This is a genomic window from Lederbergia ruris (assembly GCF_018332955.1).
Lineage (GTDB): Bacteria > Bacillota > Bacilli > Bacillales > Bacillaceae_C > Lederbergia > Lederbergia ruris.
This window is the reverse complement of sequence record NZ_BORB01000019.1, coordinates 1-25628: the sequence shown is the minus strand read 5'-3', so window position 1 is coordinate 25628 and position 25628 is coordinate 1. Positions and strand designations below refer to the sequence as shown.

The following is a 25628-nucleotide window of genomic DNA, read 5'->3' as shown; positions in this document are numbered from 1 at the left end:
TTGATAGACCGATCATCTTAATGAGGATTCGGTCTTTTTTCAAAATAGAGGAGACTGGAATGGAGAGAATAGTGATGGGAATTAAGGTAAGACCCCCGGAAATCATGAGTCCTGTAAGCGGGAAAGACCAAATTATGGCGGCTCCCTTTGTTGGCATGTGGGAAGTAGCGTATATCAGTCCAAATATAGAAATGGGTAAGGGGATTTACAAAATATTAGCCATTTATAGTGGTCGTTCGGATAAAATCGCCGCAGATCATTTTTATAAGTTTCATATTTTTGATTCTGAAAGAAAAATAGTCAGAAGTGAGGAAATTGCGGCATATTGTATGAAGGTTTATTTAACCTTTTATACCATAATGATTAGTCAAGATGATATCGATCACACTCTGAAAGCAGGTGGGGCCTCCCTTAGCAGTGTTCGAGAAAGTTTGGATAGGATTAGAATAGCGATGGTTAAAGGTTATGAGCAAGAATTTGGAAAACAACATAAACTTTTTCAGGATATGAATGACATCTTGGCTTATATGGACCAACAAAAAAGTTTGGAAGAAAAAATGTACGAATATGCGCTTAAAATTCAAACCGTTAAATCGGAAGTCGAAGAAGTTGGGAAGGTTCCGGAAAAAATGTTTTCCCAATTATTGGAGGCAACAAACAAATTTAAAACATATGCAAGGCAACGGGGAGTACTATTAATGCAACACCAAAATAAACTAAGGATTGTCCGATCTTTATTAAAGGACACGATGATGGTGAAGTATTTGAATGATGATGAAAGGGAATGGACAACGGGGATCATAAAGCAAATAAGCACTGAAATTGAGTATCAACAAATTGTTTTTCATACTCATGGTCAAACGCTCATTACTCCTAAGGGGTACATTCGGAAACTCCAACAAATTCCTGAAGACTTTATTCGTTTACAAGCAGATGAATTTGTCAGGGGAAAGTGGATTGTCAATAAGAAAAAGCATCGCTTTACTTTATTTAAAAAAGATAGAAAAGTAGATTAAGGTATGACTGCTGAAAAGTATTGAAATAGAAAGGAGAGATGACATGGCACATGGAAAAATAGAGCAAGATGTCAAAATGGCCGCTCTGATCGCCATTATCATGTCCATACTTACGATAATTTCTGTTATTATATCGAAAATCTGGGGGCTTCTATCCATATCTTGGTGGTCGTTAATGGATGTGATCTTGCTTCTAGGATTAGCCTACGGTATTTATAAAAAAAGCCGCATATGTGCCGTATTATTGTTTATTTTGTTTGTTTTAAATCAAATCATATTATTTATAGACATGGGAACAGTTATTACGCTTCCGATTGCGATTGTTTTTGGCTATTTATTATTAAAGGGTGTGCAAGCAACTTTTATTTACCACAAAAAGAAAGGCCCAAACAATACCGAGAAAAAGGTGGTTGAAGGGAGATGGTATAAAAGATTTGATTTACTTTCCTTTTGGCTATCTATAGTAGTGTGGTCCCTGCTTTCTATTCTAGTCGTAATTAGTTTACTGATTATCAATACCTCCATCATCCCCACGTCGTTTGGAACTGTACTACTTTTTATTTTTCTTGCGCTTGTTTTATTTGGCAATCTTTTGTTTTCTTTAGCTGGTATTGGCTTAGGGATTACAAGTTTAGTAAAATATAAAGACAGAAAATTATTTGCGATTCTTGGTATCGTATTGAACTTACTATTTGTGGGTCCGTATTTTTTCTCTATTCCATTTTTTGTGTGAAATGATCGGATTGTGAATGGTAAGTTTGATTTTTCAATTTCACCGCTCATTTATGATTAAAAATATGGTAATCTAAGATTATAAATTGGGAATAGGTGGGGGACAGATGAGAATATTATGGGATCTTGATGGAACAATTTTTAATACATACCCGGCGATCCTAGAGAGTTTTTGTACGGTACACAAAGAATTTCATGGGAAGCAAGTGGATGAGGTGGAGGCACTTCGCTGGCTCAAACGTACTTCAAAAGAAGCTTTTGCCCATTTTGGTATTCCGGAACAATATCGCGATCGTTTTAAGGAATTGGATCACGCCCGTGCAGAGACAGGAAGCGAGCCTTTCCCTGGTGTTGAGAAAGTACTCGCAGCAGCAGAGGTGAATGTGATTGTGACACATCGAACGCGCGAGTCTACAAAGGAATTACTTGAGAAATGGGGTCTTGCAAAGTACTTTGCTGAGATTGTGAGTCCAGATGATGATGGATTCCCTCGTAAACCTGAGGTCGATGCTTATCAATACATACATGACAAATATCAATTAGATTGGGCGATTGGAGATCGCGCCCTTGATTTAATTCCCGCGAAGCAGGTAGGCTTGAGAACTTGCGCTTTTCAAAATCCTGATCTTGAAGCAGATCTTAATATTGAAGAATATACGGATTCCGTTGTGGATCTTTTAAGGGGGCCATTGACATGAAAAAACGCGCTTTACTGAACGTGGATTACACGTATGATTTTGTTGCAGCAGATGGGAAACTTACTTGTGGGAAACCGGGACAAGACATTGAAGCGGCAATTGTCGCGGTGACGGAAAATTTTTTCGAAGCAGATGATTATATCGTCTTAGCGATTGATAAACATGTGCAAGGAGACGCGTATCATCCTGAAGCCAAGCTTTTCCCAGAACATAATGTGGTCGGAACGGCGGGAAGGGAACTTTATGGCTCTTTGCGAGATTGGTATGAGCGGAATAAACAAGCTGCAAATGTTTACTATATGGATAAAACAAGATATAGTGCTTTTGCAGGTACAGATTTAGAAATAAAGTTACGGGAACGTGGAGTAGAAGAAGTACATATTGTCGGAGTGTGCACAGATATTTGTGTTTTGCACACTGCGATCGATGCTTATAATAAAGGGTTCGAGATTGTCCTATATTCTGATGCTGTGGCAAGTTTTAATGAAGCGGGACATGAGTGGGCTTTGACCCATTTTACGAATACACTTGGGGCCAAAGTAACTACAACCCTAAATAAAGGGAGATAATGAAGATGAATAATCATTACCAAGATGATAGTTTAACATTACATACTGATTTATATCAAATTAACATGGCAGAAGCGTATTTTCGGGATGGCATTCATAATCGAAAAGCGGTATTTGATCTCTATTTTCGCAAATTGCCGTTTTCGAATGGATACGCGATTTTTGCCGGTTTGGAGAAGATTGTTCAATATATTGAAAATTTCAGATTTAGTGAAACAGATATTGCCTATTTACGCGATGAATTAAACTATGAGGAAGATTTTATCCAGTTTTTACAAGAGCTAAGGTTCACAGGTACAATCCGTTCCATGAAGGAAGGGGAAGTGGTCTTTCATAATGAACCGATTTTACAAGTAGAAGCACCGTTTGTGGAAGCACAATTGGTGGAGACAGCCCTACTTAACATTGTGAATTACCAAACATTGATTGCTACGAAAGCCTCAAGAATTCGTCAAGTTGTCAATGATGAATTGGCTTTGGAATTTGGAACAAGAAGGGCGCAGGAGACGGAGGCGGCGATATGGGGAACGAGAGCGGCGTACATTGGCGGATTTAATGGCACAAGTAATGTGAGAGCAGGAAAAATCTTTGGGTTGCCTGTTGCGGGCACTCATGCTCACGCGATGGTGCAAGCCTATCAGGATGATTATACCGCGTTTAAAAAATATGCAGAGGCCCATCAAGATTGCGTTTTTCTTGTTGATACGTATGATACTTTACGCTCAGGTGTACCAGCGGCGATTAAAGTAGCAAAAGAATTCGGTGACAAAATTAATTTCAATGGCATTCGCCTGGATAGTGGCGATATGGCCTTCCTATCAAAAGAAGCTAGAAAAATGTTAGATGAGGCAGGCTTTAAAGATGCGAAAATCTTTGCTTCCAGTGACCTTGATGAATATACAATTTTGCATTTGAAAGCACAAGGAGCCAAGATTGACTCTTGGGGAGTAGGGACAAAGCTGATTACAGCGTATGACCAGCCTGCGCTAGGTGCTGTTTATAAATTAGTTTCTTTTGAAAATGAACAGGGAGAAATGGAAGATACGATAAAAATTTCTAGTAATGCAGAAAAGGTTTCAACACCGGGTAGAAAAAAGGTTTATCGGATTGTAAATCGGTTAAACCATAAATCTGAGGGAGATTATATTACACTTTGGGATGAAAAACCCGCAGAGGAAGAGCGGTTGAAAATGTTTCATCCGACCCATACCTATATCAGCAAGTTTGTAACTGATTTTGATGCGATTGATTTACATCATGTTATTTTTGAAAATGGAAAACGTATATATGAGTTGCCGGAATTGACGGAGATACAAGCTTATGCGAAACAGGCCCTGCAGTTATTATGGGATGAATATAAAAGATCTTTAAATCCTGAGGAATACCCTGTTGATCTCAGCCAAAAATGTTGGGATAACAAAATGGAGAATATACAAAAAGTAAAAGAAGAAGTAAATCGGATTAAGCATTCTGAAAAATAATCAGTAAGGAGGTTATTTCATGGACCCACTTCAGCAAAAAATCATTGAAGACTTAAAGGTGAGCCCTGAAATTGACGCCAATGAAGAAATTCGCAAAAGCATTGATTTTATGAAAGCTTATATGAATCAATATGGCTTCTTTAATGGTTTTGTATTAGGCATTTCTGGCGGCCAAGATTCTACGCTTGTTGGAAAACTGGCGCAAATGGCTGTAGATGAATTAAACCAAGAGCGAGGGGATAATAAATATCAATTTATTGCCCTGAAATTACCCTATGGGACGCAAGCGGATATGCAGGACGTGGAAGATGCATTAGATTTTATTCAACCAAGTCAGGTTTATGAAGTGAATATTCAATCCGCCGTTGATGCAAGTGTAAAATCGATTCAGGAAGCAGGGATTTCTATAAGCGATTTTACAAAAGGAAATGAAAAGGCGCGGGAGCGGATGAAAGCACAATATAGTGTAGCAGCTCATTTTAATGCCGTTGTGTTGGGAACCGATCATGCCGCCGAAGCGTTGACAGGTTTTTACACGAAATATGGAGATGGCGGCTCAGATTTGGTGCCGATCTATCGGTTGAATAAGCGCCAAGGACGTAAAATGTTGCAAGAACTCGGATGCCCAGAGCACTTATATCTGAAAATCCCTACGGCGGATCTTGAAGATGATCGCCCTTTGCTTCCTGATGAAGTTGCATTAGGTGTTTCCTATGAAGAAATTGATGATTACCTCGAAGGGAAGAAAGTATCAGAAACGGCCAAGAATACAATCGAAGCACTCTATCGCAAATCAGCTCATAAACGGCATCTGCCAATTAACATATTTGACGACTTTTGGAAATAAACATGAATAGAAATGAATAGCTGGACAGGTAAAAAGTGGTGGAAAATTCGAAACCTTTTACCTGTCTTTTTTGTTATAATGAAAAGAAAAGCGGAAACGCCTGTTTAGCGACGTACAAATTTAAAGACTTCTGACGAGATAAAGGAAACACGGCGAAGAATGAGCCGATGTTGACTTATCGTAGGAAGAAGGCGTAAATTTGCTAGTCGCTAGGCGTTGTAGCTGGACAAATGAAAAGAAAAGCGCAGGCGACTGACCAGCTGCGTACAAACTTTCTAGGAGCCTGACGAGATAAAGGAAACACAGTGAGCCAAAAGGCGAAATGATGTTGACTTATCGTAGGAGGGCACCGAAAGTTTGCTAGCAGCTAGGAGCCGGAGCTAGCCAAAGAAAAGCGGAAACGCCTGTTTAGCGACGTACAAATTTAGACGATAAGGATGAACGGCTAAAGGCGCGCCGTCCTGGCGGCAGACTCAAATCGCGACGTCCTGTCGCTTCGTCTGCACTAGTACATCCTTGTACGTCGCAACGCCGTTCTAACCAAGATCCTGTTGGCCTGATATAAAAAAAGAGAGATGGTGTGCTGCTGATGAATCGAGAGATGATGCAAAAACAAGTCCAGAAAATCATTGGAAATATTGAGGAAGTTATGATAGGGAAAACGAATATTACCCGCCTAAGTCTTGTGGCTTTATTAGCAGAGGGGCATGTTTTACTAGAGGATGTACCTGGGGTTGGAAAGACCATGATGGTTCGTGCTTTGGCCAAATCGGTCAACGCTACGTTTAAGCGTATCCAATTTACCCCCGATTTATTGCCTTCAGATGTTCTAGGAGTATCCGTCTATAATCAAAAAGATATGGAATTTATCTTCAGACCCGGCCCGATTATGGGCAATATTATTCTGGCTGATGAAATTAATCGTACCTCCCCGAAAACACAATCTGCTCTTTTAGAAGGAATGGAGGAAAAGAGTGTCACTGTGGATGGAACGACCTTGCAATTGAATAGTCCTTTTTTTGTTATGGCTACGCAAAATCCAATTGAATATGAGGGAACCTACCCACTTCCGGAAGCGCAACTTGACCGTTTTTTATTAAAAATGAGGATGGGTTATCCAGATCATTCAGAAGAGGTTGAAGTATTGACCAGATCACAAAATCATACCCCAATTGAAACGTTAGAGCCTGTTGTTTCCCTTGAAACTTTAATCGAAATGCAAAAATGTGTGAAAGAAGTCTATGTAGAAGAAGGCTTAAAATATTATATTGTAGAATTAGCTAGACAGACGAGGGAACATGAGGATGTATATTTAGGGGCTAGTCCGCGTGCCTCTATTGCGTTAATGAAAGCTGCCCAAGCTTATGCCTTCATTGCAGGTAGAGATTACGTGATCCCCGATGATATCCAATACCTTACACCCTATGTTTTTTCCCATCGTGTGATCTTAAAAGCAGAAGCTAAATATCAAGGAGCCCGTTCAGAAGACGTATTAGACCAAATTATTCAAAATACCGATGTTCCTATAAAAAGGACTGTAGGACAATGATAAAAGCTCAATTGAAACGTCTTCATCGATTTGAGTCCTTGTTCAGGTTTGTGTTATTGCTTTTCTTATTAGGAATCTCTTATGTGTATGCGATGTTTCAAGGTGGATTTGTCAGTTGGTTTATCTTCTATAGTTTTCTACCGTTTGCCTTATACTCATTTCTTTTATTATTTTATCCTTTGCAAGGATTTAAAGTTGAAAGAATGATGCCTAAACGCCATTTAAAAGCGGGGGATAGGATCACAATTGAACTCACGCTTAAAAGAAAAATCCCCTTTCCTATTCTGTTTTTAGTGGTGGAGGATATTCTACCTGCTGACATTCACTCAGAGCAACATAAGCAATTGATTTTCCCTGGTTTTAAAAGAAAGATGACACTACAGTATCCTTGTAAGGTCTCCAGAGGAGAGCATGTTTGGGAGGGAATTCGCCTGACTACAGGAGATGTTCTCGGCATTTTAAAAAAGGAAAGATGGTTTGACTATCAGCAAATCGTCATTGTGTATCCTCAATACGAAGAATTAATCTATAAACCATTAGAAAGCCGCTTTGAACATGGGAGTGCTGTGAACCCCATGCAATTTCAAAAGGATACTTCCCTTGTTTCAGGTGTGAGGCAATATCAACCAGGTGACAGAGTCTCTTGGGTTGACTGGAAAGCGACGGCACGTACAAATACAATGATGTCGAAAGAATTCGAGGTAAGACAAACAAACGACCTTATGATCGTATTAGATCGAGTGAATTCTCCGCATTTTGAGGCTATGGTTCAATTTGCAGCATCACTTGTAAAAACAATGATTCAACATGGTGGGAAGCTTGGCTTTTTCTCTGTTGGCGAAAAAGTGACATATATCCCCATTCGTGGAGAGAGTGTGCAAGAAAATGAAGTCTTCCAACATCTTGCTAGAGTCCTTCCAAATGGCACAACACCGTTCGTTCATGTAATGAAAAAGGAACTAGCATCTTATCATCAAACAGCAAATATTGCTGTGATTACTTCGTCGATCGATAAACAGTTAATAGATGGATTAAGCGCAGGGGTAAGAAGCAATGGCGGGTTCATGATCTATAACATTAAAAAACGGGGCACTCCCGTCAATAAGGATGAGGCCAAGTATAGTTCTCTTGCAAAGCAAAGAGGGATTGTCGTAAAGACCCTCTATGAAGGTCAGTTTCGGACAGCCTTTCTGGAGGTGTTGCAAGCATGACGCTTAAGCAAAGAAGCAATCTTTTTCTCCTCTATGGCTTAGGGTTCTTCTTATTATGGGAATGGCTACGGCCGCTTGAACAAATTACAAATACAGGGCATGTCAATTATTTTGTTTATTTTCTTCTGATCGCCCTTTCTCTTTATTTTATCCGAATTCGTCCATGGATCGGTTTCCTATTGAAAATTCTCTTAATTTATCTTTTTCTATTTCTCGTTTTTGGAAAAGGGAACAGTGGATTAGGTGGATGGAGCTATCTTCTTCTTCAAGATAGTGTAGATAACATCAAATTGCTGTTAACTGGACAATTTGAAGCTTTATCGGATTCATTTCGCACAGCACTTCTCTATATTCTAATTTGGATTGTCGCCTATCTGTTCCAGTACTGGTTAGAAGTAAAAAGGACCATTTTTGTCTTCTTGATGATGACGATTTTCTATATAAGTGTTCTGGATACCTTTACGAAGTATGATGCAAAGTGGGCCATTATTCGAATTATTTCCATCGGTTTCGTTTTACTGGGACTATTATTTTTCCAGAGGTTGGTAGAAAAAGAAAATATGAAGATTCCAGCCAAAGCAAAATTGCAATGGACCGTTCCACTCGTCATGATGATTGGTATTAGTGTGTGTGTCGGATATATTTCACCCAAAGCAGGTCCGATTTGGCCTGATCCCGTTCCCTTTATCCAATCACAGGCAGATAATGTTTTGCCAAGAAATAATCAACCATCACGCATTGGATATGGAGAAGATGATTCAAACTTAGGAGGCCCTTTTCTTCCGGATGATCGAGTTGTGTTTATCGCGCAAGCTCCATCGCGACAGTATTGGCGAGTTGAAACGAAGGATATGTACACAGGGAAGGGATGGAGGGCATCGAAAGGCCAGAGTCCCCAAGGAAATATTCAATCAGGTGAGCATATCCTGATGGACTCAATCATGGCAAATGATGATAAAGAAATACAACAGGCTCATATCACGATGAAAATACTTTATCCACATATTGTTATTCCATATGGATTTCAGACAGTCATTGGAAATGAAGAAGGTTCTTTTACGTATGATGTTGATCTAAACAAGTTACGATCATATAATGAGCAAAATAAAGCAATCAATCTTGATCAATACACAGTCGAATATCAAGAAACGGATTTTAGTGTGAAGGAGATGCGGGCAACCACGCAACATTCTGTTGATACACAAATGGAGCCCTATTTACAATTACCTGACTCACTGCCGGAGCGTGTGAAAGAACTGGCCCATGAAATTACGAAGGATCATGATAATTGGTTTGATAAAGCGAAGGCGATCGAGCAATATTTTAAAAATGGTGAGTTTATTTACACTCAACAAGATGTTGCGGTCCCAGAAAAGAATCAAGATTATGTGGATCAATTTCTCTTTGATACAAAGAAGGGCTATTGTGATAACTTTTCAACTTCGATGGTGACATTATTACGATCAGAAGGTATTCCTGCACGTTGGGCAAAAGGATATGCACCTGGACAGTACTTGGGGCAGGGTGGAAAATATGTAATCACAAATAATGATGCTCACTCTTGGGTAGAGGTCTTTTTCCCAACACAAGGATGGGTTCCATTTGAACCAACGATTGGTTTTCAAAACACTGTCGGGTTTTCCTATGATGAAAACAACGACACATCCATCCCAGCCTCTTCAAAGGACCACTCTTCCGAGCCTGAAAAACAACAAAAGGAAGAGCCTAAAGAAGAAAAGAAAGAAGAAACAAAAGAAAATGAGCAGGTAAATCCCACCCCTGCAAAGAAAGAAACGATTCATTTAAAAGTTTACCTGAAGTATTTTATCTCTATATTGGTCAGTTTCATCTTTATAGGAATTTTATTATATGGGACGAGAAAAAAGTGGATTCCTTATTATTTGTTGAGCAAATATAAAGAGGTCTCTGATCATGATCGATTGATTGAGGCTTATGGAAAACTCCTCAAGCAGTTAGCGAGAGTTGGATTAAAACGTGAAAAAGGACAAACACTACGAGATTTTGCCTCACAAGTAGATGCATATTATGAAACGGAAGATATGGGGAGATTAACAGAGAACTATGAAAGGTTCATTTATCAATCCCCTGCTAACAAGCGAATTGATCTGAAAGCGACCATGGAATTATGGGAAAATTTAATAAAAAAAGCAACAGGTTGACCATGAGGCGTTGGCAAGTATAAAATGAGATAAATCAGTACATCTACTAGTCGAAACTTTTGCTTTGTGTAGTGTCTATAAACACAATGCTCCTTCGAAAATTCGAGGGAGCATTTCAATCGTCTTGTAAAAGGATAACAGGGAATACTATGATCATCATAATGAAGGCTCTTCATTTTCCATTGAAAGTTGCATGGTCTTTATATGAAAAGATAGGGAACTCCTTCGTCGCTAGTAGCAAAGCTCGAAAAACAGATTAAATTGTATTATAAAGAAAGAATTGGAGGGATTTGGCATGACAGGAAAATCTGAATTACATAATCAGGAAATGATCGTCGTTCTTGATTTTGGCAGTCAATACAATCAATTAATCACAAGACGAATCCGGGAATTTGGGGTTTATAGTGAATTGCATCCCCATACGATTACAGCGGAGGAAATCTCAGCAATGAATCCGAAGGGGATTATCTTGTCGGGTGGACCGAATAGTGTTTATGATGAAAATGCCTTTGGATGCGATGAGCGGTTATTTGAACTAGGTATCCCAGTTCTGGGCATCTGTTATGGAATGCAGTTAATGACTGTTCAATTTGGCGGTTCCGTGGAAAGAGCAAAAGGAAGAGAGTATGGAAAAGCCACTCTAGAAATAAAAGAAGAAACGCCATTATTTAAAGGTCTACCAAAAGAACAGAGTGTTTGGATGAGTCACGGAGATTTAGTGAAAGATGTGCCTGATGGTTTTTCAATTGTTGGGACAAACCCATCTTGCCCGATTGCGGCGATCAGTCGAGAAGACAAGCAATTTTACGGGGTGCAATTCCATCCAGAAGTTCGTCATTCGGTATACGGTAATGAGCTTCTAAAGAACTTCGTATTTGAAATTTGCCACTGTAAAGGCGACTGGTCGATGGAAAACTTCATTGAGGTGGAAATGGAGAAAATTCGCGAGGTCGTTGGCGATAAAAAAGTGCTTTGTGCGCTAAGTGGCGGGGTAGATTCCTCTGTTGTCGCCGTTTTAATTCATAAAGCGATTGGGGACCAATTAACGTGCATCTTTGTCGATCATGGACTTTTACGCAAAGGGGAAGCGGAAAGTGTCATGAAAACATTCAGTGATGGTTTTCATATGAATGTCATCAAGGTAGATGCGAAAGATCGTTTCCTCGGCAAGTTAGAAGGTGTGACTGACCCTGAGAAGAAGCGGAAAATCATTGGCAATGAATTTATTTATGTATTCGATGATGAAGCAACAAAACTTGAAGGCATTGAATATCTAGCGCAAGGAACACTTTATACAGATATCATCGAAAGTGGTACAGCTACAGCGCAAACCATTAAATCCCACCATAATGTAGGTGGATTACCGGAAGATATGCAATTTAAGTTAATCGAACCACTGAATACTTTATTTAAAGATGAAGTAAGAAAACTAGGAACTGAATTGGGAATCCCAGACGAAATTGTCTGGAGACAACCATTCCCAGGACCTGGACTCGGCATACGCGTTTTAGGAGAAGTAACAGATGAAAAACTAGAAATTGTCCGAGAATCTGACTATATTTTACGTGAAGAGATACGTAAAGCTGGTTTGGATCGAGACATTTGGCAATACTTTACGGTCCTTCCTGGAATTCGAAGCGTCGGAGTTATGGGTGACGGTAGAACGTATGATTATACAATCGGTATACGTGCAGTCACTTCTATTGATGGAATGACATCAGATTGGGCAAGAATCCCTTGGGACATTTTAGAAGTGATCTCTACTCGAATTGAGAATGAAGTAGAGCATGTAAACCGGGTCGTCTATGATGTTACGAGTAAGCCGCCTGCGACGATTGAGTGGGAGTAGGAACGCACGTTCTTACTTTGCGGATAAACACCGCAGATATTGACGTTAAGCTATCCGCTAGAAAAACGGTACAATTAAATACGTTTTAGCGCGCAACTATAAAAAGCGTCTCTTTTACTTTTAATCGAGTGAAAGGGGCGCTTTTTTTCGTTATGAAAATAGTCGAAGCTATCAAAGAATTTGAGTTCGAGCAGCAAGTAAACGGATTATCGAAAAAGTACATAGCGTTATGTCAGCACCGTTTGAATAGTTGGAAAACGTATATGATTGACGAGTTATTCATCGACGAGATAGACAACGTAACAGAACGCCATATCAAGCTATTCATTCGTCACCGGCAGAACTTAGGGCGCGAGAAGAATATTACGATTAATAATCGGCTGGCCACGCTGAAAGTATTCTTTAAGTTTTTAATCGATATGGACGTTATCAAAAAAGAAAACAATCCGATGGCTGATATTAAGAATCTGAAAGAGGGTCGGACGGTCATAACGACATTTACGGACGATGAAGTAAAGCGAGTAATCGACTCTACCGGCTCGCAGACATACAGCAATATACGCGATAAAACGATACTTATATTTTTATTCGAGACGGGCGTCAGAGTCAGCGAGCTAGTCGGGATAAGGAATAGCGACGTATTTATTGACCGTATTTTTATCCGAGGTAAAGGGAGCCATGAGCGCTACGTCTATATTTCGAAGAAGATGCGGCGGCAGATGAAACGTTACGAAAGAGCGAAGAAACTACGTTTTGAGCATATACCGTCAAGCATGATCGATGATTATTACTTTCTTAATCAAGAGGCGGACGGAATGAGCCGGTCTAATGTAAACAAGATACTAAGACGGGCGGGCACTAAGGCGAAGGTACGCGAGGAAATAAGATGCAGCCCGCACGATTGCCGGCACTACTTCGCGCAGAAACAGATTAAGCAAGGTATCGACGTTTATTCACTGTCGCGCTTACTCGGACATAGCAGCATTGATATAACAACGCAGTACCTAAGAGGCCTGCAGATGGACGATATTATCAATATTGGACGCAGGACAAGCCCTCTTAGAGATATACCGATCAAATTAGTATAAAAATAAAAAAGCGCCCATTCCCTTGCGGAAACAGACGACTACTCAAAGTCTATTCTATCGAAAATCTCGATATTACGCAAGTGTATTTATCATACGATTTAATTAGAACGTATATTCGTATGAATAGGGCGCCCATTAAAGGAGCCTATCGAAAATGTTACTAGCAAATGAAGCAACTTATCGCAGCCTATCTACGTTTAAATCAGTCGATGAATTGAACGAAGCAATTAAAGCGCATAGGCAGGCGCACAAGTTATCCGATACAGAGCGCGCTGTCCTGGACGTAATTAGCCGCTATGCCTGCAAGTTTCCTGGCGTATGCTATTTATCGAAAAATAATATCGGTGAAGCAGTCGGCAAAGTACGCCGTACTGTTATTCGGGCGTGCAATCGTTTAGAGGCGCTCGGCATCATCAAGCAATACGAAACTAAGCGCGACGGTGGGGATCGTAGGCAATCGACGAATGTTATCGTCGTGCAAGCTGCGAAGCCTGTCATAAATTATGACGAGGTTGTCCGAAATTCGGACGAGCAAACCGATCATGCGGAATCCGCACAAACAAACGAAGTCACACCGGACATGTCACGCCATAAAACTCCGTCTAATAAGCTAAATAATATTAATTATATTAATACGTATTATAAACCGTTCTATGCTCGATTTAAGGCGTTCATTCACTCGACTATTGGCGAAGGCAGTCAATCGCTAATTAGTCGCTTATATGGCGTCTATTTAAGCCACAGTAAGCCGTTATTGGCCGGCAATGCCTTCGATAAGGGATCAGTGGAGCATATCGGATTTCAAGCGCTTAAAGCGGCGGTCATGGCTACGAAAAACAAGCGTATAAAGAACCTTGCGGGCTATTTTAACGGCGTATTAGATCGAATGCTGGACAAGCTATACTTCGGCGAAATGGGCGAGCTGGGCGGATTATAAAGGAGGGATTGGCGTGATAATATTTCGAATAATTCGATGCGGCCGAAAGCGTGGAGGATTATCGAAGTAGTAGTAAGCTGCCGAGAGTCGTTCTCGCTGGCTCCGTTCGATGTCCGCTTGGCGTTCGGCTTGCTCCTTTGCTTGCTCCGATTCTTTCAACGCCTTCTTTAGTTCGCGCAATTCTCGGACGGTCATGTCCTCCGGCTTCTTAGTTTCGCCTTTCTCCGTGACGTGCTCGGCTTCGCGCTGCTCGGGCGGAAGAGTTGCGATTTCGTAAAGGTTACGCATGCTTAGTCGGTGCCACGTGTCACCGGCCTCTCCAAATTCCTCGAAAACCTTTATAAATCGCTTTGCAGTAGTTATGTCGAAATCTACACCTCGAAGGAAATCACGCCACTCTCCTTTTTGTTTCCGCATAGAATCCTCGAATATAACATCCCTAACGTGCTTTAACCGTCTACCTATTTCGAATATTGCCTCGCCTGCCACGCGCTGATATGCGTTTATTTCTGCGGTGATTACGTTGATGTCGGATGATAATTCGAGTGTATCACCGCCTTTTATTTCGTTTGTCACGATGCGCCGCCTTCCGAATGTTGCAACGGCTGTAAAGTCGCTGAATTTGACGCTATATAAGAAGGAATGCGTTACTGCTTTAGCGAGATACAGCGACATAATGCAACGGATATGATTTCGATATAGTTCGATTATCAGCCTTTGCGCTCACCGCGGAAGGCCTCCGAAAACTCACGGGGTCTGCTTAATATCGGAAATCAGCGCCTATATGTCCGCTATAATGAAGGAATGCTTTAGCAGGCTAACGTATTATTGCCGATTAGTTCCGATTTATCAACGTTTTGCCAGCCTAATGACGCTGCCGCGCGACCCTTACAACGCTTTAATCGCAACTATCGGAAAATCAGCGCACTATATGAAGGAAAGGGACGAGAGGGGTTGCGATTAGTTTCGATATATAAGCCGATTAGCGTTTCCGCGCGACCCTCCGAACGCTTTCCGAATAGTAAGTTTATTCATTATCACGGGAAATAATGCGGATTCACAAGCGCAGGCATACCGGACAAAGCGCGACAGATCAACGATGTATAAAAGAATGAATAAACGAATAAAAGCGAAGTTTGTGAAATCGCGTAAGATCAACGTTTGTGGAACGTAACTGCTACCCATAATAAATAATTATGTAAACAAGGAATGAATACGATATAAATTTAAATGTATAAAGTGAATTGTCTGAATTGTATGCCCCCGGGGTAATATTCTGACAACTTATTCGTCAGGCGGGTCTTAATTGCGGACAAAAATTTTTCACTTCGGGGGTTAAGTCGGAGCGATCACGCACAGCTTCGTTTCTATATGTAAAATATCGGGGGTATGCCCGCCTTTTTCAATAACGGAATGCCTGGCGCCTGTATTCGGTAGCAAACGTCATATAACACGGAAAAAGGGGCGTATGCCCCTTGTTTTATTCCTTCGTTAAATCTTCGTCGACTATCGTTAGTATATCGTTGAAATCCGTTATCTCGAGCGCATCCATCACGGCCAGCAAGTGCGTCAGTTGTATCCGATCATACTTATTATTAACGAGCTGGCTTACGGTAGCTGGTCGAAGGTTAGCAAGTTCCGCGAACTCTTTTTGCTGCCATCCCTTCCGTTTAATATGTTCGTCGAGCTTCAATACAATTCTACGCTCATTTATCGTCATGCTATCGTCTCCTAATCGTCGTGAGTTAGTCCTCTTATTCTACCACGGAAAATAATTTCGCAAAAGTGTAATTTAAGTGTTGACTTGCGTTTCTTATTACGGTAATATGTAATTAACGCATTACAGTAATACGTAAGGAGGTCATCGAAAATGGAAATATACGCAGTAGTATTCGCGGTCATTGGATCATTCACGCTCGGACTATTCGCAGGTTTTGCTAACTCTAAGGAGGTCGAAAAATAATGAGACTTACGCAATTTGGCGATAAAGTTATGTATTATCTTGACGTGGAACCGGAATATATGGAACCTACAGACGGAAAAGGCGAACAAGATGCCGTTTCGTTCGTGATGGGCCAAGTAAACGAAGAAGGTCATCATATAGACTCGGTCGTAAGCGTCAGCGTAGAAAATGCTAGAAAGTTTGCGGAAGCCATCTTGAAGGTTTGCGACAAGATTGAGGAGGCCGGCAAGTAATGGACGAAATCATAAACGAGCTTAAACAGCATTTATACGCCAGGGCCGATCAGCTACGAACTAATCTCGACGACAGCGAACTAAAGCACGACTGCATTGCGCTAGTTGAGGCGATCAATATACTAGAACAGCGCGCATATGGCCGGATGATTACGCATTTATTCAATATTATATAAAAATATCGGAGGGAAATGTATGGGTCACCTATACCAGCGACCGTATAACGATTTACGTCGAACTATTTCCGATGTGAAACGAACATATTATAACTTGAAATCGGAAATGTCGAGCGCCGATAAGCAGATCAGCGAATTATATCATGAACTAGAAAAAACTGATTTAAGCTTTGACCTCGGCTATCAATATTCGGTTGCATTACAGAATCTATTGCGGAAACGCCGCATAATCAAAGACGAATTTATTCCGGTGGAGATTATGTTTCGGAGTTTAACTAAATCTTTTCCGGATTTGAAAGAGCAGATTAGAAGAAATAGAGAGAAAAGCGAAGAAGTTAGAGCGTCACTCAATGTTACTTATGAAATTACTGAAATACTTAATATTAAAGCGGAGGGGATCGGACAATGAAGGTTATTTCTTTCAAAAAAACAGTCGTAGGGTGGATTAACTTTACAACGCAGGCAGGCGCTACTTATAATATAAACCCGTTAAAGTTTCGCCAAATTACAGGCGTAAGCAAACAAGCTAGAATGGGCTGCGCAGAAGTCACCGAGAAGGAACTTCGTACATTAACAGCGGCGGCTAAACTCATTAAACTGCCGGATGGCTTCGAATGGGTTCCGGCGATATAAGATACAGCCCGATGATGTGCCGTTACTATTGGCGGAGTAACGGGATTTGGCCACGGAGGGCAGGGTAATATGCGCGGCCTATCGACTGGCAATCGGTAGGGATTTGGCCCGCGCGATAATCGGATTTGAAGGCGTGCGGCAACACGCTAAGGCTCGGCCGGTTGGCGACGGTTGAGCGAGAAAGTAGGGGCGATCGGTGGCGCGGTCGCTCTATTAGGTATACATCAGACGATTTAAAAAGCGGACAGAAAGCGGCGCTGGTTATTCGGTTGTATTACGAGGAGGAACGAAGGAAGGCACGGGAAAACTTTGGTAATCGTAACGACCTTTTTCCAGAGTTGGAAAAAGGTTCACCGCAACAAGTACACGTCGAGCTCGCCAAAAAAGCCGGAATAGGCAAGTCTCCAGACATTACCCCAGATTTGGGGCAAGGTTTCGGGGGTAAGAGCGACAAGGCGAACAGTTTGGCGAATTTGAGGCAAAACTCCGAGTCTCCAAATTTGGAGGGTCGGGAATCTGACGGAAGAACGGCAGAAGGCGAAGGAACGACAGGCAGAGAACGCTAATCAGTTAAATGCAAAACTCGGAAGAAAGACGAACTCTCCAGATTTGGAGTTTTCGTCAGCAGACCCTACTGAAACTTTTCAGGGGGGCGTCCGAAAGAATCATTTCCAGATTTGGAAACGAATAAACAACATCATCGAGGACATTCCCGAAGATGATATACCGGCATACATTACGGAAACAAAGTTGAACAGGGACGACTTGAAAAGCGGGCAGAAAGCGGCGCTAGTGATTCGGCTGTTTTACGAGGAATTGGCGAAGGAAGCAAAGGCGAACAGTATGGCGAATTTGAGACAATACACCGAGATGCCAGATTTGGCAAATCGGAGTATTTCAAGAGATACCGCAAATGAGTTAGCTAAAAAAGTGGGAATAGGACGGTCGAGTATGACGTACCTAATTGCAGTCTACCGCAACCGTCCCGACCTATTCGAGCGAGTATTCAACGGAGAGTATTCAATTAATCGGGCATATACGCAAATGAAGGCGGATGAAGAGCCGGAAGAAGTCGAATATGTGACAAATTTGTGAACAATGCAAAAAGCACTTGAAATAGAGTCCAAGTGTCCGATATAATAAGAAGGATATGCGATTTTTTACAGACGGGTGCTATTTTAATAACTACGTATAGTATAACCGATGGGGCGGCCGAGTGTCAAGGAATATGAATATTACAATTCTGTTACAAATGCGGATTGATACCTGTCTTTTATGCCATTTTGCGCCTATACATTATAGAAGGGTGTTTTAACTAGCGACAAATTAGTATTAGTAGGAGACGGCTTTTTATTTTATCGTAGAGTAATAATTTTACGAAGAAAGCCGAAAGATTAATAAATTATAAGGAGACGATAGTATGAGATATTCAGAGTTTTCCGCTATTGCGGGCGAACGTTTATACAAGTGTGCAGTATGCGGCGAAGAATACGGACAGGGCGGAATTTGGTCCAGGACCGGCGAAGACATCACGATATGCCCCGATGATGAATGTATTCGGTCGATATTACACCTCGCGATTGACGCTCTGCTGGACGGACCTTTTATGGGCGATCCGGAGGGACTAACGAAATACTGGCAGGCGGCTACTACGGACGCTTTAAAGTTTAAGAAGGAGGAAGACGCTACTTAGGCGATAATTGTCGACAATTAAAGAGATTAAAACCTTAAAACATACCGGTCGGAACAAGTTCCTCCCGGGATCAGTCTAATAATAACGGATTCTATCGAATATTGAAGACCTTCGATAATACGGGAATGGCGGTATATATTATTTTTCGGCGGTCTTATACTTTTTCGGAGTAAGTTAAAAACGTTGATTCCGATGAAGCCTGTTTTTCAAGGCTGAATCGGTATGTTTTAATTGATTGTAAACAATCGGCGGAAACATGCGCTATACATATATTTTTTCGGAGGTATTAAACAAACGTAAGGATAGGACTGATAAGATAAACAAAACTCGCCAAAAGTGCTATAAACCGCGTCATATCAACGTTTGCGGCGGTTTTTGGATGGGACGCCAAAGCAGTGTAATTCGCGATTATTGGGACGCCAAAGCAGTGTAATTCGTTATAGAGAACGAAATGGAACGGATGCAGGACGCTGTAAACGTTGGTATGACGGGATTTACAGACTTATAGAAGGTGACGCCGAATCGGGATATTTACGAAAACAAAATGACAATAATATTAAAGGGAATTTTTAACAGTAATATTACATTTTCATTACAAATGCGGTTTGATAGGCGTATTTTACCCGTTTTCACGCTTAGAGGGTTGAAGGGAAAAGAGGTATATTACAATTTCGTTACAAATGCGGATTGAAGGTTAACTTTTGACCGATTAGTCCGCTATATAGACGCCGAAAGGATTAATTTACGAAAACACACGAACTTTTCCGCGCTTAGTTCTATATAGACAATGGAAGGGATAATTTTAAAAACGGCTCGTCGTCCAATCGACGGGCTTTTTATATTGCCTTAAATAAACAACAAATTGATTAAAGGAGGCTATTCACACGATGAACCGTCAACTTATTAAAGCAATCCGCGATATTGAAGGACTTAATCAGCACGAATTTGCGAAGCTGGCCGGAGTGTCACGATCTACAATCGCATACATCGAAGCGGATTACATTAATGTGTCACCGGAAATCAGTCGTAAGATTACCGAAGCCATTGGACAAGAGCGCGTCGAAAGAATCGCGGCGCTACTAAACGAAAAATAAAGGGGATGGAAGAGGATGGCAATCGACAGACTAGCGGAGCAAAGAGTATGGAAGGACTTACACCCGAAAGTAAGGCGCGGAGCTTTGGCCGTAATGAATGACGTAACTTTCAAGGACGGCAAGGCCACGCACAACAAGACCGGCGAGGACGTAACACATTTAGTCGACGTCGGGTTTAAAACGACTGACACGCAGGTTAGAGCGTTGCAGGCGGTAGATGAACTAAGCGCTCATGAAATCGAAAATGGTGGCTTTATATTCGCCTTCTTTAAGCAGGCGCGCATGTTCGAAGAAAGGTTTCCGAGCCTTACGAAGCAGGATACGGCCCGTCTAATGTTTATCGGAACATACATCGCATGGGAAACAAACCGGCTACAATCGGACAACGGGAAAAAACATTATACAAAAAAGGACTTAGAAAAATTACTCGAAATGTCGACAAGGCGATTTAACGAGTTTTTCAAACGGTTGGAAAATGAAAACATCATACACGAAGAAGAAACCGGCGAATTATTTATTAATCCGTCGGTTTTTTATCGGGGCGAAATGAAGAAACACGGCTATAAAATAGATGACCTCGAATACACACGACTATTTAAAAAGACAATCCGCGACCTGTATCAGCAATTTAAAGGGCGGACGCTCGGACAGTTGGCGCTTATATATTCGGTGCTTCCTTTTCTAAACTTCGATACAAATATCGTCTGTTTTAATCCAGGGGAAACAAGCGAGGATTTACTTAAGCCGATGGATTTGGATAATTTGGCGGCGCTGCTCGGATATAGAGACAACCATAAGTTAAAACAGGCGCTCAACCGGATAAAAGTCGACGGCAAGCCCGTCTTTGGATTCTTCGAAAATCCTTACGACAGGCGGAAATTTAGAATTGTCGTTAATCCGCGAGTAGTTTACGGAGGTAACGGCAAGTCATTAGCAGCAATCAAGGTTCTATTTAACTAAGTGAAAAATCCGATGATGGCGCGGGCCGGAGGGTAAACGATATTTTTCGGAGAGGGGGAACGGAATGGACGGGAACAGCAAGGCGCAGGCACTTGCGGCATACTTACAGGCGCTCGCTATTTTACAGCGGACTGATAAAACGTATGTGCACCGCGAGATCGCCAAAGTTATGCAGGAAATCGAGAAGGAACTTGGACTAAAAACTAACTGAAAACGGAATGGAGAGGAACGGAATGGAAACGAAAAAGAAACTAACTATCTTCGATATTTATTACTTACTAGGACGCATTGACGCCAAAATTGACGTAGCTACAAAAGGCGGTGAGCGGGCATGAGTACGGAATTAAAGACATGCTCGCGCTGCCAGCAGACGAAGCCGATCGAGGAATACTACGGTGCCAAGAGGTCGTATTGTATCGAATGCGAGCGAGAGACAGCCCGCGAACGTATGCGTAAATATAATGCAACGTTTAGAGGACGAGCTATGACGGCATGGCGAGACGCCAAGAAAGCCGCGGCTAAATACGGCGTATTCGACGACCTTACACTCGATGATGTCCTATATACGTTTAGGATCGCGGAAGGTTGCTGTAATTATTGCGGAGAATATTTCGGCGATAAATTGCAATTAGAGCATATATTTTCGCTGTCGACGGGAGGACATAATACGCTGGCTAATATTACGACCGCCTGCGCAGCCTGCAATTTAAAAAAGCGCGACGAGGCGATTATGACGCATATACAAACTAATCCTTTTGACATCGAGTTAATTAATGCGCTTATTGACCGCATAGCCTATCGGATGGACGTAAATCGCTGGGTAGTTGCAGAACTCTTAGAATTGCAGCAGCGCGATTGTAGGGAGCGTAAATATAAAGGTAAGGGAGTAAGCTAATTGAGTTTCTATTCGAAGGCTGAACAAGAGAGCGTCCTTTTATACGACGCAGCCGCGGGCCATTGGCGAGTATCTTCGACTTATCCTCCGCACATACGCCAGCTAAAAGAACGCGGTCAGATAAGCAGAACGACAACCGATGATGACGGGCGAATCATATACGTTGAGGGCGTAATGGAGCGTAATCAAATAAGGCTATTTAAGCCGATATTGAAGGAGATTGATTAAATGACTAGGAAAAAACGGAAAAATAAAGATATGTCATGGATAGATAAATTGCCGAAAAATAAGAATGGCATTCCGGTTGAATCAGAGAGGCCTCCGCGTATCATATATTCGAACAAACTTAATAAATAAGGGGGATGCGCATTGCCTAAGATAACATTCGAACGAACGCCGGACGCCGCGATTATGAAATATAAGTACGAGGACGAGCCGTTGTTTAGCTATGATTTCTCGCCGCGAATCACGGAACACGCTGCGCACCGCGCGATGGAGTTAGTCGTGATGAATGAACGCCGTAAAAGATGGCGGAAAGTTGAGAGGAAACGATTAAGGGAGCGATTAAATGAATAAACCTAAACGCAAGCCGCGCAGGCCCATCAAGCGAGGATTTACTTTATCGGAAATTATCGGAGAAAATCAATCGGAATTACTGAAAGGAATGAATCGGAATGGAAAAAGAAACGTTCACAAGAGAAGAAGTCAGCCAAATCGTAAGGCAGCGAGTAAACAAGCTGAATGAGCGTATCCATGAACTGGAAATAGAACTCGAAATCCTAAAACTTGATAAGGAGCTGATCGACTATGAGCGAGATCATGACGGAAACTGAACAGCTATATGACGGAATGAAGCCGAAGGAAGCTATCGAAGATCAATCGAAGCAATCCGAAGAAGCCGAAGCAATCGAGGATCAAACGGACGCCCTCATCGAAATTGAGAGAGAAATCGAATCCTATCAGTCGAAGATAGCGAAGCTAGACGAACAGCTCGCCGGATTTAAGGCGGAAAGCATTGCGGAGGCCAAGCGCAAGTCCATGCGCGAGCTACATTATAATGACGATCAGATCGAGCGTTATTTAAGCCATATCGAAGGCGAGACAGCGGACGAGATTAAGGCGTCAGTACTCAAATTAACGACGGACATCCCGCCAGTCGATCCTTACGGCGATCCTTCCTCTATGAACGGAGCCAAGCAGAAACCGACGCACGCAGACCCGGGCGAGTATGGGAAGCAAGCAGCAAAACGAGTTATGCACAAAGTATTTCCGCATTTAAGGGGGAGATAAAATGAGCGAGCAACTAACTGGACTGAAATCAGAATATACCGACAAGTTAAGGCGCTTGAAGCTACTAGAGGCCGGCGTCGATTATGGCGAAATAGATACCTATATTAAGTATTTATCGGCGGACAAGTCGGATGAAATCGAGAAGCAGGCCGCGGAGCTAGTGGCAGATATTGAGCAGAAAAGCAACTTTGGCGATGCTTACTGTGATGATAAAAAAGTTTGGAATCCATTCAAAATAAAAGGAGAAGATGAGATATGAGAATTTTCAACTATGAGAATAAAAGAGTCGAAGAAATAAGTGACGATATGCAAGCAGATGAATTAATCCGTTCGGGGCAGGCAGTAGAATTAGACATCCCTATGTTGACCAGCTATGAAAACAAGGCGGACGAGATACACACGAATTATAAAAAGGAAGTTGAACGGATTAAAAACTCGGACAATCCGTTATTGCAAAGTCCGGAGGTAAGGAAATACGAACTCGATCGACTCGAGCAAGAATACCGCGCGCAGTCGGCGGAAGTGGAGGCCGAGTATAAGGAATGGCGAGCGGCCCAGATCGAAGAATCCAAAGTGCGCGCGGCCCAAGCTACGATTAAAGTCTCCGATAATGACAAGCTAGTCGCCGAACAATTTAAGAATCGCGCGAGCCTTAAACTGGCTGCAGCCGTCGAGAAAGGCGATGCCCTAACGGAGATTAAGAACGAAATAAGCCTGCTCACGGATGGCCAGCGAGTAGCTTTACAGGGCGAAATTGCGGGCCTAATCGGAGGAATCGAAGGCAATGCAACGCATAAGCAAGCGATCATCAGCGCTGTACAGGATATTCGAAATAGCGATTTGCTCGCGGTCAAAGTAGCCGAACAGTTGCCGCATTCCGTTCTCACTATGCAACGCGTAGAGGATATAGCTAAGCGCGTAGCCAGAGAGCCTGGCGCAATGCGTGACGGAGGAATTGACCGCGAGTTTTACGAGGAACATTTGAAAGGTAAAGGAGCGTTTAAAGCATGAATAACGTTATAACTAATCTCGAAGCATTAGCTTCCGGCATCGGCAAGCAGGACGCAGACACGACGGCCAGCTTTTATCATATCGCAAGCCAGCGACTTTTAGAAACGGAGGCAGAGCGTAACGCCTTCCGATATGGTGCGCTGGCTATGTTTGCGGACGTGAGCAATCAGAGGCTAAGGGCGGCTTACTATCGCCGCAAGTTTGGACAGGCTATCAAGCGGATTTAATCAATATCCTCGATGATGGCAAGCTGACGGCCGGAGAGGACAAGGCGCGTAACCGTGCGCAATGCAAACTACGAGTTCGAGCAGACGGGGCGGTCCGGCACGCTGTCCCCGTCAATATACTAAGGAGGATTATAGCATGATAACGATAGATTTTAGGATATACTCACGGGCTACCAAGGGCGGAGGAGCCTTTATAAAATCGAGTACGGTTCAGTCGAAAAGCACTAAGGCCGGCGGTAATCAACGTAGAGGCCGGCCGCATTGACTGGCGCCTCATCTATGCGAATATAGACCCAACGCCTTCATCGAAGAAGAACTCGGCAAGCTCGAAGAAACAAGCCCGGACAGCATAGCGGCGTTGGCGCGGAAAGTAAATGAGCAGGTGGCGGGCGAGGATAGTTTCATCAGTCCGGCTTGCGATGTCGGCGTCCTTATATGTCGCTAGGGGCGATTTAGAGCGAATTAGTTAGGAGATTACGGGGGAATGTCCGATAAATTCGAAATAACTATTGACGTTCTGAAAACGGTACGATATACTCATAAACAACGTTAGATATTTCCGTATAAGCTATCGGAAACCATCAACGATTGAAAGTAAAAGATAAACGTATAGTACCGTGAGAAACGTTGATATAGCGCCGTTGTCTATGATGTTACGAGTAAGCCGCCTGCGACGATTGAGTGGGAGTAATTCACTAGAGGCATTTGAAGTGAAAACGTTGATTTGACTGCATTTCAATGGTACGTAAAATGGATAAAATGATTAAAAATGAATAGGTTCTCCGCCAGGATTCCGCCAGAGGAAACGGAGAAAAATGAGGGATATTGTGTAAAAGCAGTATCTCTTTTTTGTTTTCCAAAAGATTTTTAGATCAATGTTTATAAGCTTTTTTGCAGATTTGTTATAAGAAAGTGAAATACTACATTAATAAATTTATTAGAACATTTAATCGGCTTTTTAAGATTTCCTCCGCCAAAAGGATACTTTATTAGTTGTGACTTAGACTTTGGAGTGGTAGAAGCTGAAATATAACATAATCTATGCTGACCCACAATATAGAGTTTTGAATCTGATAAATATTTGTGCTAATATAAGTTCAAATGTAAGGAGGAATTCTAATGGGTTTATACTCTATTTTTGTAATTGATAACGTTCATTATCAACCAAATGTGATGCTAGTATAGTTTCATGGACACATCTAAGTTAAATTTATACAATGACTTTTAAGGAGGATGTGTCCGATGAGTAAGAAAAATAATGGGAAACGGTATAACGATGATTTCCGAAAAATGATT

At 42.0% G+C, this 25628-nt stretch carries 30 protein-coding genes and 1 pseudogene; 29 read left to right on the top strand and 2 right to left on the bottom strand.

The genetic code is table 11. The annotated features are described in order from the left end of the window. Positions 1–59 precede the first annotated feature (59 nt). The 12 genes from KI363_RS12040 (at position 60) to KI363_RS11985 (ending at position 14157) form a co-directional block, all read left to right on the top strand. Positions 60–1016, top strand: a complete 957-nt coding sequence (locus tag KI363_RS12040; protein WP_212966439.1) for a hypothetical protein — start codon at positions 60–62, stop codon at positions 1014–1016. 43 nt (positions 1017–1059) lie between these two features. Beyond that, a complete protein-coding gene (locus tag KI363_RS12035; protein WP_212966438.1) occupies positions 1060–1749 on the top strand; it encodes a hypothetical protein in 690 nt (229 codons plus the stop codon). A 106-nt stretch (positions 1750–1855) separates the two neighbouring features. Next, positions 1856–2446 carry an HAD hydrolase-like protein gene (locus KI363_RS12030; protein ID WP_158322960.1) on the top strand — a complete coding sequence of 197 codons (591 nt, stop codon included), beginning with the start codon at positions 1856–1858 and terminating at the stop codon, positions 2444–2446. Continuing rightward, positions 2443–3015, top strand: a complete 573-nt coding sequence (locus KI363_RS12025; RefSeq protein ID WP_212966437.1) for a cysteine hydrolase family protein — start codon at positions 2443–2445, stop codon at positions 3013–3015. The genes KI363_RS12030 and KI363_RS12025 overlap by 4 nt, the downstream gene beginning before the upstream one ends. A gap of 5 nt (positions 3016–3020) precedes the next feature. Next, positions 3021–4496: a nicotinate phosphoribosyltransferase gene (locus tag KI363_RS12020; protein WP_212966436.1), complete on the top strand. Its 1476-nt coding sequence runs from the start codon at positions 3021–3023 to the stop codon at positions 4494–4496. A 19-nt stretch (positions 4497–4515) separates the two neighbouring features. After that, on the top strand, positions 4516–5343 hold the full coding sequence (gene nadE, locus KI363_RS12015; protein WP_212966435.1) for an NAD(+) synthase: 828 nt from the start codon (positions 4516–4518) through the stop codon (positions 5341–5343). A gap of 589 nt (positions 5344–5932) precedes the next feature. Next, on the top strand, positions 5933–6892 hold the full coding sequence (locus KI363_RS12010) for an AAA family ATPase (protein WP_212966434.1): 960 nt from the start codon (positions 5933–5935) through the stop codon (positions 6890–6892). After that, positions 6889–8103 carry a DUF58 domain-containing protein gene (locus tag KI363_RS12005; RefSeq protein WP_212966433.1) on the top strand — a complete coding sequence of 405 codons (1215 nt, stop codon included), beginning with the start codon at positions 6889–6891 and terminating at the stop codon, positions 8101–8103. Before KI363_RS12010 ends, KI363_RS12005 begins: the two co-directional genes overlap by 4 nt. Beyond that, the gene (locus KI363_RS12000) at positions 8100–10283 is read left to right on the top strand and encodes a transglutaminase TgpA family protein (protein ID WP_212966432.1); all 2184 of its coding nucleotides are present in this window, start codon (positions 8100–8102) and stop codon (positions 10281–10283) included. The genes KI363_RS12005 and KI363_RS12000 overlap by 4 nt, the downstream gene beginning before the upstream one ends. Positions 10284–10578: 295 nt before the next feature. Next, positions 10579–12132, top strand: coding sequence for a glutamine-hydrolyzing GMP synthase (gene guaA, locus KI363_RS11995; RefSeq protein WP_212966431.1), 1554 nt, complete (start codon positions 10579–10581; stop codon positions 12130–12132). 152 nt (positions 12133–12284) lie between these two features. Further along, positions 12285–13220, top strand: a complete 936-nt coding sequence (locus KI363_RS11990; protein ID WP_212966430.1) for a tyrosine-type recombinase/integrase — start codon at positions 12285–12287, stop codon at positions 13218–13220. Between the two features lie 154 nt (positions 13221–13374). Continuing rightward, complete coding sequence (locus KI363_RS11985; RefSeq protein ID WP_212966429.1) at positions 13375–14157, top strand: helix-turn-helix domain-containing protein; 783 nt, start codon at positions 13375–13377, stop codon at positions 14155–14157. On the opposite strand, the gene KI363_RS11980 is transcribed toward KI363_RS11985, so the two are convergent. Next, positions 14152–14733, bottom strand: a complete 582-nt coding sequence (locus tag KI363_RS11980) for a DUF3102 domain-containing protein (protein WP_212966428.1) — start codon at positions 14731–14733, stop codon at positions 14152–14154. The genes KI363_RS11985 and KI363_RS11980 overlap by 6 nt on opposite strands. 904 nt (positions 14734–15637) lie before the next feature. Next, on the bottom strand, positions 15638–15877 hold the full coding sequence (locus tag KI363_RS11975) for a helix-turn-helix domain-containing protein (protein ID WP_212966427.1): 240 nt from the start codon (positions 15875–15877) through the stop codon (positions 15638–15640). A 242-nt stretch (positions 15878–16119) separates the two neighbouring features. Between KI363_RS11975 and KI363_RS11970 the strand changes: the two genes are divergently transcribed. The 17 genes and pseudogenes from KI363_RS11970 to KI363_RS22370 all read left to right on the top strand — a co-directional run bounded on the left by KI363_RS11970 (position 16120) and on the right by KI363_RS22370 (position 25517). Beyond that, entirely contained in the window at positions 16120–16353 is a 234-nt protein-coding gene (locus KI363_RS11970; RefSeq protein WP_212966426.1) for a hypothetical protein, read from the top strand. A gap of 195 nt (positions 16354–16548) precedes the next feature. Further along, the gene (locus KI363_RS11965; RefSeq protein ID WP_212966425.1) at positions 16549–16938 is read left to right on the top strand and encodes a hypothetical protein; all 390 of its coding nucleotides are present in this window, start codon (positions 16549–16551) and stop codon (positions 16936–16938) included. After that, entirely contained in the window at positions 16935–17162 is a 228-nt protein-coding gene (locus KI363_RS11960) for a hypothetical protein (protein ID WP_212966424.1), read from the top strand. The genes KI363_RS11965 and KI363_RS11960 overlap by 4 nt, the downstream gene beginning before the upstream one ends. Positions 17163–17927: 765 nt before the next feature. Continuing rightward, on the top strand, positions 17928–18257 hold the full coding sequence (locus KI363_RS11955; protein ID WP_212966423.1) for a hypothetical protein: 330 nt from the start codon (positions 17928–17930) through the stop codon (positions 18255–18257). A gap of 325 nt (positions 18258–18582) precedes the next feature. Further along, positions 18583–18855 carry a hypothetical protein gene (locus KI363_RS11950; protein WP_212966422.1) on the top strand — a complete coding sequence of 91 codons (273 nt, stop codon included), beginning with the start codon at positions 18583–18585 and terminating at the stop codon, positions 18853–18855. A gap of 887 nt (positions 18856–19742) precedes the next feature. Further along, on the top strand, positions 19743–19949 hold the full coding sequence (locus KI363_RS11945) for a helix-turn-helix domain-containing protein (protein WP_212966421.1): 207 nt from the start codon (positions 19743–19745) through the stop codon (positions 19947–19949). Between the two features lie 15 nt (positions 19950–19964). After that, positions 19965–20909 carry a replication/maintenance protein RepL gene (locus KI363_RS11940; RefSeq protein ID WP_212966420.1) on the top strand — a complete coding sequence of 315 codons (945 nt, stop codon included), beginning with the start codon at positions 19965–19967 and terminating at the stop codon, positions 20907–20909. A 64-nt stretch (positions 20910–20973) separates the two neighbouring features. Next, positions 20974–21120 carry a hypothetical protein gene (locus KI363_RS11935; protein WP_212966419.1) on the top strand — a complete coding sequence of 49 codons (147 nt, stop codon included), beginning with the start codon at positions 20974–20976 and terminating at the stop codon, positions 21118–21120. Between the two features lie 120 nt (positions 21121–21240). Then, positions 21241–21804 carry an HNH endonuclease gene (locus KI363_RS11930; RefSeq protein WP_212966418.1) on the top strand — a complete coding sequence of 188 codons (564 nt, stop codon included), beginning with the start codon at positions 21241–21243 and terminating at the stop codon, positions 21802–21804. Positions 21805–22173: 369 nt separating this feature from the next. Beyond that, positions 22174–22380 (top strand): hypothetical protein, encoded by a 207-nt coding sequence (locus tag KI363_RS11925; RefSeq protein WP_212966417.1) that lies wholly within the window; start codon positions 22174–22176, stop codon positions 22378–22380. After that, on the top strand, positions 22373–22549 hold the full coding sequence (locus KI363_RS11920; RefSeq protein WP_212966416.1) for a hypothetical protein: 177 nt from the start codon (positions 22373–22375) through the stop codon (positions 22547–22549). The genes KI363_RS11925 and KI363_RS11920 overlap by 8 nt, the downstream gene beginning before the upstream one ends. Positions 22550–22611: 62 nt before the next feature. After that, on the top strand, positions 22612–23094 hold the full coding sequence (locus tag KI363_RS11915; RefSeq protein WP_212966415.1) for a hypothetical protein: 483 nt from the start codon (positions 22612–22614) through the stop codon (positions 23092–23094). Position 23095: 1 nt separating this feature from the next. Continuing rightward, on the top strand, positions 23096–23353 hold the full coding sequence (locus KI363_RS11910; protein WP_212966414.1) for a hypothetical protein: 258 nt from the start codon (positions 23096–23098) through the stop codon (positions 23351–23353). Further along, positions 23350–24105: a hypothetical protein gene (locus KI363_RS11905; protein WP_212966413.1), complete on the top strand. Its 756-nt coding sequence runs from the start codon at positions 23350–23352 to the stop codon at positions 24103–24105. Before KI363_RS11910 ends, KI363_RS11905 begins: the two co-directional genes overlap by 4 nt. Continuing rightward, entirely contained in the window at positions 24102–24332 is a 231-nt protein-coding gene (locus tag KI363_RS11900; RefSeq protein WP_212966412.1) for a hypothetical protein, read from the top strand. The genes KI363_RS11905 and KI363_RS11900 overlap by 4 nt, the downstream gene beginning before the upstream one ends. A gap of 637 nt (positions 24333–24969) precedes the next feature. Further along, positions 24970–25023, top strand: a pseudogene (locus KI363_RS22375) (GMP synthase (glutamine-hydrolyzing)); the annotation flags it as partial. Between the two features lie 428 nt (positions 25024–25451). Next, a complete protein-coding gene (locus KI363_RS22370) occupies positions 25452–25517 on the top strand; it encodes an erythromycin resistance leader peptide (RefSeq protein WP_212966462.1) in 66 nt (21 codons plus the stop codon). Positions 25518–25628 lie beyond the last annotated feature (111 nt).